This is a genomic window from Bacillus luti (assembly GCF_001884105.1).
GTDB classification, from domain to species: domain Bacteria; phylum Bacillota; class Bacilli; order Bacillales; family Bacillaceae_G; genus Bacillus_A; species Bacillus_A luti.
Genome location: NZ_MACI01000037.1, coordinates 1 through 8,866, shown reverse-complemented (window position 1 = coordinate 8,866; position 8,866 = coordinate 1). Strand labels below are relative to the sequence as shown.

Genomic DNA, 8,866 nt, shown 5'->3' with positions numbered 1-8,866 from the left:
CGACCGAGAAGCGCTTTTGGCGCAGGCCGAGAGTGTGAAATGGCCGGAGATTCTAGCTGCCGTAGCTGGATAAAGTAAAAGTGAAGCCGATTGTTTAGACCCGGTGGCTAAGATTCTTTCCTGCAAAAGGCGTTTTTTGCCTCGAAGGAAGAAGCGAAGCCACCGATCATTCTAGCTGTCACGCAACATCAAAAAGAGCTATTCTCATTGTTTGAGAATAGCTCTTTTTATTATGCAACTTTTTCTTCCGAAGTAACTCCGCGAATTTCATCAGCAGAACGGATTGGATATTTGCGGAATATGATTGATCCAACGTATCCAACAATCGTGGTAACGATTCCACATAGTACAGCGGCGATCGTTACTTTTATAACGTCATTAAATCCGAATAAGACAAGAAGTCCTGGAATTGGTGATGCTGTTCCTGGTGCATTATTAACGAGCTGGAATAGGGACGTAATAATACCGGCAAGTGCACCGCCAACGAAGTTTGTCGCATAAATTGGAATTGGATTTGCTGAGACAACATCGGCTTGTGTTAAAGGCTCGATTGCTACAGCAATTGTATCTTTCTTTGAACAAATTTTTAGTCGTTTAAAGAAAATAAAGTTCATTGGGGCTGAAGCTGCTACGGCAAGACTACCAATTGCCATTGGTAAACCTGTTAATCCAAGCATGGCAGTTAGTGCCATAGAACTTAATGGGGAGGTAGAAATAACTGTTATTAATCCACCAAGCATAATACCCATAATGATAGGACTTTCTGTAGTTGCAACTGAAATCATAGAACCGATTTTACCGAGTGTTGCGTTAACGAGTGGATCCATAAGCATAGCCATTCCGCGTGAGATTGGTGCGGCAATAAATAAAATTGCTAAAAACTCTACACCAGCTGGTAATTTCTTTTCGAGAAATTTCACGATGAATGCACAAACGTATCCAGCGAAGAATCCTGGTAAAATACCGAATCCACTAGTAGCGATACCGATTAAAACAGCATATACGGGTGAAACACCGATTGCTAGTGCGACTAAAATTGCCGCTGCGACACCGCTCATACTACCAGAAGCTTCTCCTACTGATTGTAAAAAGTCATTATGAAACATCTCTCCACCAATATAACGGTGAAAGGCTTCAATAAGAAAACTTGCGATTGCTGCATTAGCTAAAGCACCCATTGCTTTCATGCCGTAAGGAGCACGGTAACTAAAAAGTGTAAATAGACAAAGTACAACAAGTAATAGTGCTAAACCTTGCAAGATAGCCATTTGAAAACTGTCTCCTTTGATTTTTGTAATAAAAATTCGTATCATTCAATAATAATATAAAAGTTTGTTAAACGGAAAAACTTTTTGCCCGGAAATTGCTGTAAGGTGAAAAATCCTTACAACAATGTAAGGGAAGTGTAAGGCATTTGGATAGAGTATAGTATGCTTTTTTTCGTATAATTCAGGTATAGACATATGGTTAGCGAGAAAGAAGTGCAAACAGGAGGATTATGTATGAAATTGGTAATTAAAGTTTTAGCTGTATTCGCCATCATTTTAGGGGGAACAGCGTATTATTTAAACACAAAAACAGAAGGTGTACATGCTTTTGTAGACAACTTCTTTTCAAATAAAGAAATACAAGATTATTATGCAGTTATAGATAAAGGTGAGAAAAAAGATGATGAGTATTTATATACATTTAAAGGATATACAGAAGACGGAAAGCTACAAATTATTAAAAGAATGATGAACCGTGAATTGCATACAGGTGCTTTTATAAAAATTTATGCAAAAGGTATGCAGGGAAAAGGATGGGCTGAAATCTCGAAAGAGTCAATCCCGCAAAAGGCATTGCAAAAGATAGAAAAACCATAAAAGGAGCGAATTATTCGCTCCTTTTTTAGTGCGTTAAAATGGTGATAGATGTCTTTTCTTTGTTAGAAATGATTTTTGCACGTCCACCAATTGGGAAAGTGAAAATCGGTGTTGTATGACCGAAACTTGCGTTTGCAATGATAGGTATATGTGCCAGTTCAGACTTTGAAACAATCATTTCCTGTATGTCTTCGATTGTACAATCTGCTCCTTTTTGCATTCTTCCTATAATAATACCTTTTACATATTGAAAATCTGGTTGCTGCATAAGGGAGTGTAAATAACGATCAAAAGTTTGAAGAGTAGCTTTTCCTGTTAGACTATCTTCTTCAAGAAATAATAATTTATCTCGCAAGTTCGGCATGTATGGTGTACCTTGCAGTAAATTTAAAGTGCTCATATTGCCACCAATAATATCTCCTGCTGCTTCGCCTTCGTGAATCGAAATATATCCTTCATTTTTAATAAATTCGCGATTTTCCTGGTCTACATACCAAGAATCATCGCTCCACGTTTCAGATGATAGGACTTCAATCGGTTCATTAGAAGTTAAGCATTTTAAAAAGTAATCGGTTGTATACTCGAGCCCTTTCTCCATTCCAAATGAAGAGAAATGGGGTCCTGAATATGTAACAAGCCCTGTTTTTGTGTAAATGGCATTATTTAAAGCAGTAATGTCAGAATAACCACAGAAAAATTTCGGGTTTTCACGGATTAAATCGTAATCGAGATGTTTCAATAAACCATTAGAGTTGTATCCACCAAGTGTCGTCAAAATTGCTTTTACATTAGGATCCCTGAATGCTTCGTGAAAATCTTGAACACGTGAAGAAATAGAAGAGGACGCAAAGCGGTCTAGCTCTTCAGCGTGTTTTGAGAACGTAACTTGAAAGCCCATGTTGTTTAATCTTTTTATAGCAAGATTTCTGTTTTCATTTGAGACAATACTTAAACTACAAGATGGTGAAATAACTCGTATTTCATCACCTTTTTTTAATTTTGTGGGTAGCATATAGGTTCACCCCTATTAAATGAAAGAATATTTAGATTTAAAAAATATTTTATCATATGAAATAAAGTGAAAGTGAATTATTTTTTGAAAAGGAGTTTTCCTGATTTTTCAGCAGACAGACAGAGTCTTTTTTTGATATGATAGGAAAAGTGATTTATTATAAGTAGTATTTAATATCTATAACATTTGAAAGGTGTGCAAGACGTGAAGAAACAACTTGCAGGCTTGCCGGTACACGTTCATTTCGTAACAGAAATCCGTGAAGGGGCGAGGAAGGAAACCGTTGCTTTTGAAGCAAATGGTCAATACTATGTAAAAGGTCAAGGTACATATGTAACATTCCAAGAGCCGAATGAACAAGGCGAAGTGAAAACAATTATTAAAATTCAAGATGAACAAGTTCTCATTATGCGTTCAGGTGCTGTTTCGATGCGTCAAACGCATGTGAAAGGTGAATGGACAACTGGTACGTATACGAGTGAACTTGGTACGTTTGCATTGCAAACAAAGACTGATAACGTTCTTTTTAAATGGTCGGATGAAAAGAAAAAAGGACAACTCTTCTTAACGTACGCATTGCTTCTAAGTGAACAAGAAGCTGGCAGATATACAATTACACTTAATTTGAAGGAGGCAAAATAATGAATTCTTTAGAACAAGTAAAAGGATTGATTAAAGAAGAAATTCAAGCTGCTGTATTAAAGGCAGAATTAGCGACAGAAGAACAGATTCCAAACGTTGTATTAGAATCTCCAAAAGATAAAACAAATGGTGACTTCTCTACAAATATGGCAATGCAACTTGCGCGCGTTGCGAAAAAAGCACCTCGTATGATTGCAGAAGAATTAGTTGCAAACTTCGATAAAGCAAAAGCTTCTATTGAAAAAATTGAAATCGCAGGTCCTGGTTTCATTAACTTCTACATGGATAATAGCTACTTAACAGACTTAATTCCAACAATCGTTAACGCTGGTGAAGCTTATGGTGAAACGAATACTGGTAAAGGTGAAAAAGTACAAGTTGAGTTCGTATCTGCGAATCCAACAGGTGACCTTCACTTAGGACATGCACGTGGTGCGGCAGTAGGTGATACTTTATGTAACCTATTAGCAAAAGCAGGATACGATGTATCTCGTGAGTACTACATTAATGACGCTGGTAACCAAATTCATAACTTAGCTCTTTCTGTTGAAGCTCGTTACATGCAAGCGTTAGGTTTAGAGAAAGAAATGCCAGAAGACGGCTACCACGGTGCAGATATTATCGGCATCGGTAAACGTTTAGCTGAAGAATTTGGCGATCGTTATGCGAAAGCTGATGAAAAAGAAAGCTATGAATTCTACCGTGAGTACGGTTTAAAATATGAATTAGCAAAACTTCAAAAAGACTTAGAAAGCTTCCGTGTTAAATTTGATGTGTGGTTCTCAGAAACATCATTATACAAAAACGGAAAAATCGATCAAGCTCTTGCTGTATTAAAAGAGCGCGATGAGATTTTTGAAGAAGATGGGGCAACTTGGTTCCGTTCTATGACTTACGGTGATGATAAAAACCGTGTATTAATTAAAAACGACGGTTCTTACACGTACCTAACGCCAGATATCGCGTATCATCGTGACAAATTAGAGCGTGGTTTTGATAAATTAATCAACATTTGGGGTGCTGACCACCACGGTTACATTCCTCGTATGAAAGCTGCTATTCAAGCGCTTGGTTACGATAAAGACACGTTAGAAGTAGAAATTATCCAAATGGTACAACTGTACCAAAATGGTGAAAAAATGAAGATGAGTAAACGTACAGGTAAAGCAGTTACACTTCGTGAGCTTATGGAAGAAGTGGGCGTAGACGCAATGCGTTACTTCTTCGCAATGCGTAGCGGTGATTCTCATTTAGACTTCGATATGGACTTAGCTGTATCAAAATCTAATGAAAACCCAGTATACTATGCACAATATGCTCATGCGCGCGTATGCAGCATCCTTCGTCAAGGTGAGGAATTAGGATTAGCTACAGGCGGAGACGTGAACTACAAAATTGTTACTTCTGAGAAAGAAGTAGAGTTACTGAAAAAACTTGGTGAATTCCCAGCAGTAGTTGCGGATGCAGCGCAAAAACGTCTGCCACACCGTATTACAAACTATGCATTTGAATTAGCAGCAGCATTACACAGCTTCTACAATGCAGAAAAAGTATTAAACCAAGATAACTTAGAATTAAGTAAAGCTCGTTACGAATTAATGAAAGCAGTACGTACTACACTTCAAAACGCACTAGCAATCGTAGGAGTATCTGCACCAGAAAAAATGTAATTAAGAAAAGCGGAGTCGACTGTTTAGTCCCGCAGGCTAAGGTTCTTTCCCACAGAAGATGCATTTTATCTTCTCGTGGGGAAGGTTCTTAGACGGAAGGCGCGAAGCCACCGAGTATTCTAGCCGCTGGAGCTGGACAATAAAGAAAAGCGGAAGCGGACTTTCGTTTTTAAGTAAAAGGCAATCACACAATGTTGTGATTGCCTTTTTATATGGAAATAATAAAAAAAAAATTTTTTTCAAACAAAAGGGGAATTTGCGTCGTCTTATATAAATGACAGGAGGTTTATGATGGAAGAAAAGGTAGATGAACTAATTGATATATATAAGCAGCAAATATATTCCTTATGCTATAAATTAGCGAAGACGAAAGAAGATGCAGAAGATATTTTTCAAGAGACGTGGATAAAAGTTTTTTCCTCGCGGCATCAACTTTCTTCTGTAGATAACTATAAAAAGTGGATTACTACAATTTGTGTTCGCACATTTTATGATTTTTATCGTAAGAAAAAGCGGTGGAAAGATCGCGTATTGGATTTGTTTCATAAAGAGGATGGTGGAGAAATAGATTTCGCAGATGAAGTGAATATATCAGAGGAATTGGTTCAAAAAGTGGAAGCGGAAATGATACGGGAAGTTATACAGTTATTGAATGAAAAGTATAAAACTGTACTCGTACTCTACTATTATGAACAATATTCTTATAAGGAAATGAGTGAAATATTAAATATACCGATTGGTACAGTGAAATATCGCCTTAATTATGCGAAGAAGCAAATGCGAGAACATTTGGAGGGGTTCGTTTATGACGGAAGATAAGTTTGACCAGAAAATAAAAAGTAGCTTAGCGGAAGAGATGATTCCAAGTGAAGAGCTGATAAATAATACGAAACAGGGCGTGCGAAATGCTCAAAAATTAGAGAAGAGATGGGTTGTTTTCATTCATGCCATTTGGATTGTTTTACTAACAGTCACCCTAGAACAGTTTGTTAGCCATTTGCATCATAAAATATCTATTATTATAGCGATAGTTATTATGATGCATCTATACATTCCTATATATGTTGTCATACAGTCATTTTTAAAGAAGGAGTATAAATTATATGAAAGAGTTCGCTAATCCATTTATGGTATTTGAAGTAGCTGGAGTTACAATGTTTTTTGCTTTTATCGCACTATTAGTATGTGTAGCATCGTGGGTATATACAGATGCGAAGAGACATGGACTAAGTAAGTGGTGGAGTGCTGTAGCGATTATATTGCCGTTTTTTATTGGAGTTTTGTTATACATGGTACGAAGAAGTAAAAAGAGAGTAGAAGGAGAACATGCGATGGAAGGTATAAAAAAACAAAAAATAACGTTAGTTGCGATATTAGCAAGTACAATGCTTGTATTCCTTAGCGGATTTACTTTTGTCCAAACGTTAGACGATACGTGGAGAGCAGGAGATATATATTTAGAAAGTGAGCAACAAGGAGAGACAAGTTACGAGGCGAAGTTCTCATCATGGGATATTGCTGGTAAAGATATAGAAATTCAGTACGAAAAAGATACTGAAATGACGTTTTCCTATGAGACGGATGCAAAACGTGGTAATTTGTGCTTCAGCTTGTATGAAAGACAAGGTGAGGGTATAAAAGAGTTAAAAGAGATTTGTGAATCGAAAAAGGGTACTTTTACAGTTACATTAAAAGCAAATGAAAAATATATGTTTAATATAAGTGGTTTAAGGGTGAAAGATGGATTTGTAAAAGTAAATTGGGAAGCAAAAGAAAGGGCCTTATAAGAGGCCCTTTTTTTAGTGCGATTATGCAGCTTTTTGTTTGGTTTGAGTAACCGGTTTTTGAAGTGTGTTATAAACGCCAGTTCCGATGACATCTAATGCCATTTTCATACGTTCTGGTGAAATGTTTTCAAATACGTTATCTTGAGGGGTATGGTATACCTTCTCAATATGATAGATTAATGGATTCCAACTATCGACACCCATCCAAATAAATAGAGCGGCAGGAATCCCAGCTTCAGCAAACGGTACGTGGTCACTAGAGCCAAATTTCCCTTGAAGAACGAGATCATTATTTAATTGTTTCCCTGCTTGAAGGGCAGCATCTGTTACAAGATTTGGAGAGCCATTAGGAGTCATAGCGTATAAATTTTTTGCTTTATCATAACTTGTTGCAACCATGTCTGCGTTAAATACACCTAAAATCCGGTCACGTTCTTGTTGGGAAAGACTATTCACATAATAATCAGAGCCAAGTAATCCGATTTCTTCAGATCCGAAAGCAATAAAACGAATTTCTTTATCAGTTTCTACATTTTGAAAAGCACGAGCTAGCTCTAATACTAAACCTGTACCAGAAGCATTATCGTTTGCTCCAGGTGCTCCAACGACACTATCGTAGTGTGAACTTACAACAACAGCTTTTTCATTACCTGTACTCTTTTTTGGTTTCTTTTTAGCAATAACATTTAGGGATGTCAAATTAGATTCATGTCTCGCTTTTAGTGAAAGAATTGTTGTTTCTTTTTTCGCAATTTCTTCTTTAAACGCATTTCCTTGAGCGTAAGCAAGACCAAATACAGGCACAGATTGTTTTTTCGTTAAGCGGGGATTGAAAGTTTGTCCGTAGTTTCCACGGCCGCCAATTAAACTGTATAAAAGAACACCTTTTGCACCTTTGCTAACAGCATTTTCGACTTGTTTATTGTAGTCTGCTACTGTTGTTCCTCTTTCAAATAAAACAATTTTTCCGTTTACCTCATTTGGAATATCTTCTAGTTTTGTTCCACCTTGAACAAAGATAAGAGGAGCTGTAACAGCTTCTGTAGAAATTAGTGCATTTGGAGCAGCACCAGCTTGCCAATTACGTTTTGTAGATAATGGTGAATCGATAAATCCAACGTACTGATCCGGTACTTGAAATGGCTGATATTCTACTTCATAGCCCATTGATTTGAGCTTCATACCAACGTAACGGGAAGCCCATTCTTCTGATTTTGTCCCACCAGGACGAGGGCCGATTGTTTCGGATAAAAATCGAACATGTTCGATAGCGCGGCTTGCATCAACTTGTTTTGTAATAGGTGGGGTTTGTGTGATTTCTGACGTGGAATCAGCTTTTGCTTGTCCAATTGGAGCTAAGCTAACGGCGAGTGATACAGCAAGCAAGGAGCTTACTATTTTCTGTTTCAGTGATTTTCTCATTTTTTCCTCTCCCATTCTTCTATTCTCTCTGACTGACAAAAGAAGACGGTTAACGACTTTATTTTACCTTTAGAAGACAGAATTTTCAATATTTGGTTGTTGAGAAATAAAAAACGTTATATGCACATTTGCATATTTTTGGCGAAGGTATGTATGCTATCATTTTAAATGAGGGTTCGCTTTCTGCTTGGAAAGCTCCTATATTGCATGAATCTAGTGTACCCAAACTTTAGATTATGTAGGGAAAAGGGACTGTTATATGGTTTCTTTTCTCATGTTTGAATCATGTGATGGTAACTATGTTTCCGCATTTCATAATTATCATCAATGATATATGTAAGGCATCCATATGAAAATACGAGGCTGTTCAAGAGTTTCCGTACTGTTGGACAGCCTCACCCCGTTAAAAAGGTGGTGCCTTGATGCACCACCTTTTATTTATATAAACTTTTACATACCTAAAAATAA

General features: G+C 37.1%; 9 protein-coding genes. 6 read left to right on the top strand and 3 right to left on the bottom strand.

The window, feature by feature from the left end:
- Positions 1-230: 230 nt before the first annotated feature.
- Complete coding sequence (locus BAQ48_RS09065) at positions 231-1,268, bottom strand: PTS sugar transporter subunit IIC (RefSeq protein ID WP_071710817.1); 1,038 nt, start codon at positions 1,266-1,268, stop codon at positions 231-233.
- Between the two features lie 234 nt (positions 1,269-1,502).
- Between BAQ48_RS09065 and BAQ48_RS09060 the strand changes: the two genes are divergently transcribed.
- On the top strand, positions 1,503-1,865 hold the full coding sequence (locus tag BAQ48_RS09060; protein WP_071710816.1) for a YxeA family protein: 363 nt from the start codon (positions 1,503-1,505) through the stop codon (positions 1,863-1,865).
- Positions 1,866-1,890: 25 nt separating this feature from the next.
- Here BAQ48_RS09060 and BAQ48_RS09055 read toward each other — a convergent pair whose 3' ends face one another.
- Positions 1,891-2,877, bottom strand: coding sequence for a S66 family peptidase (locus tag BAQ48_RS09055; RefSeq protein WP_071710815.1), 987 nt, complete (start codon positions 2,875-2,877; stop codon positions 1,891-1,893).
- A 204-nt stretch (positions 2,878-3,081) separates the two neighbouring features.
- Between BAQ48_RS09055 and BAQ48_RS09050 the strand changes: the two genes are divergently transcribed.
- From BAQ48_RS09050 to BAQ48_RS09030, 5 genes are all read left to right on the top strand, one after another.
- On the top strand, positions 3,082-3,519 hold the full coding sequence (locus tag BAQ48_RS09050) for a YwiB family protein (RefSeq protein ID WP_000744345.1): 438 nt from the start codon (positions 3,082-3,084) through the stop codon (positions 3,517-3,519).
- A complete protein-coding gene (gene argS / locus BAQ48_RS09045; RefSeq protein ID WP_001086452.1) occupies positions 3,519-5,189 on the top strand; it encodes an arginine--tRNA ligase in 1,671 nt (556 codons plus the stop codon). The genes BAQ48_RS09050 and argS overlap by 1 nt, the downstream gene beginning before the upstream one ends.
- A 291-nt stretch (positions 5,190-5,480) precedes the next feature.
- Positions 5,481-6,008 carry an RNA polymerase sigma factor gene (locus BAQ48_RS09040; RefSeq protein WP_071710814.1) on the top strand — a complete coding sequence of 176 codons (528 nt, stop codon included), beginning with the start codon at positions 5,481-5,483 and terminating at the stop codon, positions 6,006-6,008.
- Entirely contained in the window at positions 5,995-6,309 is a 315-nt protein-coding gene (locus BAQ48_RS09035) for an anti-sigma factor (protein WP_071710813.1), read from the top strand. The genes BAQ48_RS09040 and BAQ48_RS09035 overlap by 14 nt, the downstream gene beginning before the upstream one ends.
- Positions 6,293-6,976, top strand: coding sequence for a phage holin family protein (locus BAQ48_RS09030; protein WP_071710812.1), 684 nt, complete (start codon positions 6,293-6,295; stop codon positions 6,974-6,976). Before BAQ48_RS09035 ends, BAQ48_RS09030 begins: the two co-directional genes overlap by 17 nt.
- Before the next feature lie 21 nt (positions 6,977-6,997).
- Here the strand turns inward: BAQ48_RS09030 and BAQ48_RS09025 are convergent, their stop codons facing one another.
- On the bottom strand, positions 6,998-8,398 hold the full coding sequence (locus BAQ48_RS09025) for a M28 family metallopeptidase (RefSeq protein WP_071710818.1): 1,401 nt from the start codon (positions 8,396-8,398) through the stop codon (positions 6,998-7,000).
- Positions 8,399-8,866 lie beyond the last annotated feature (468 nt).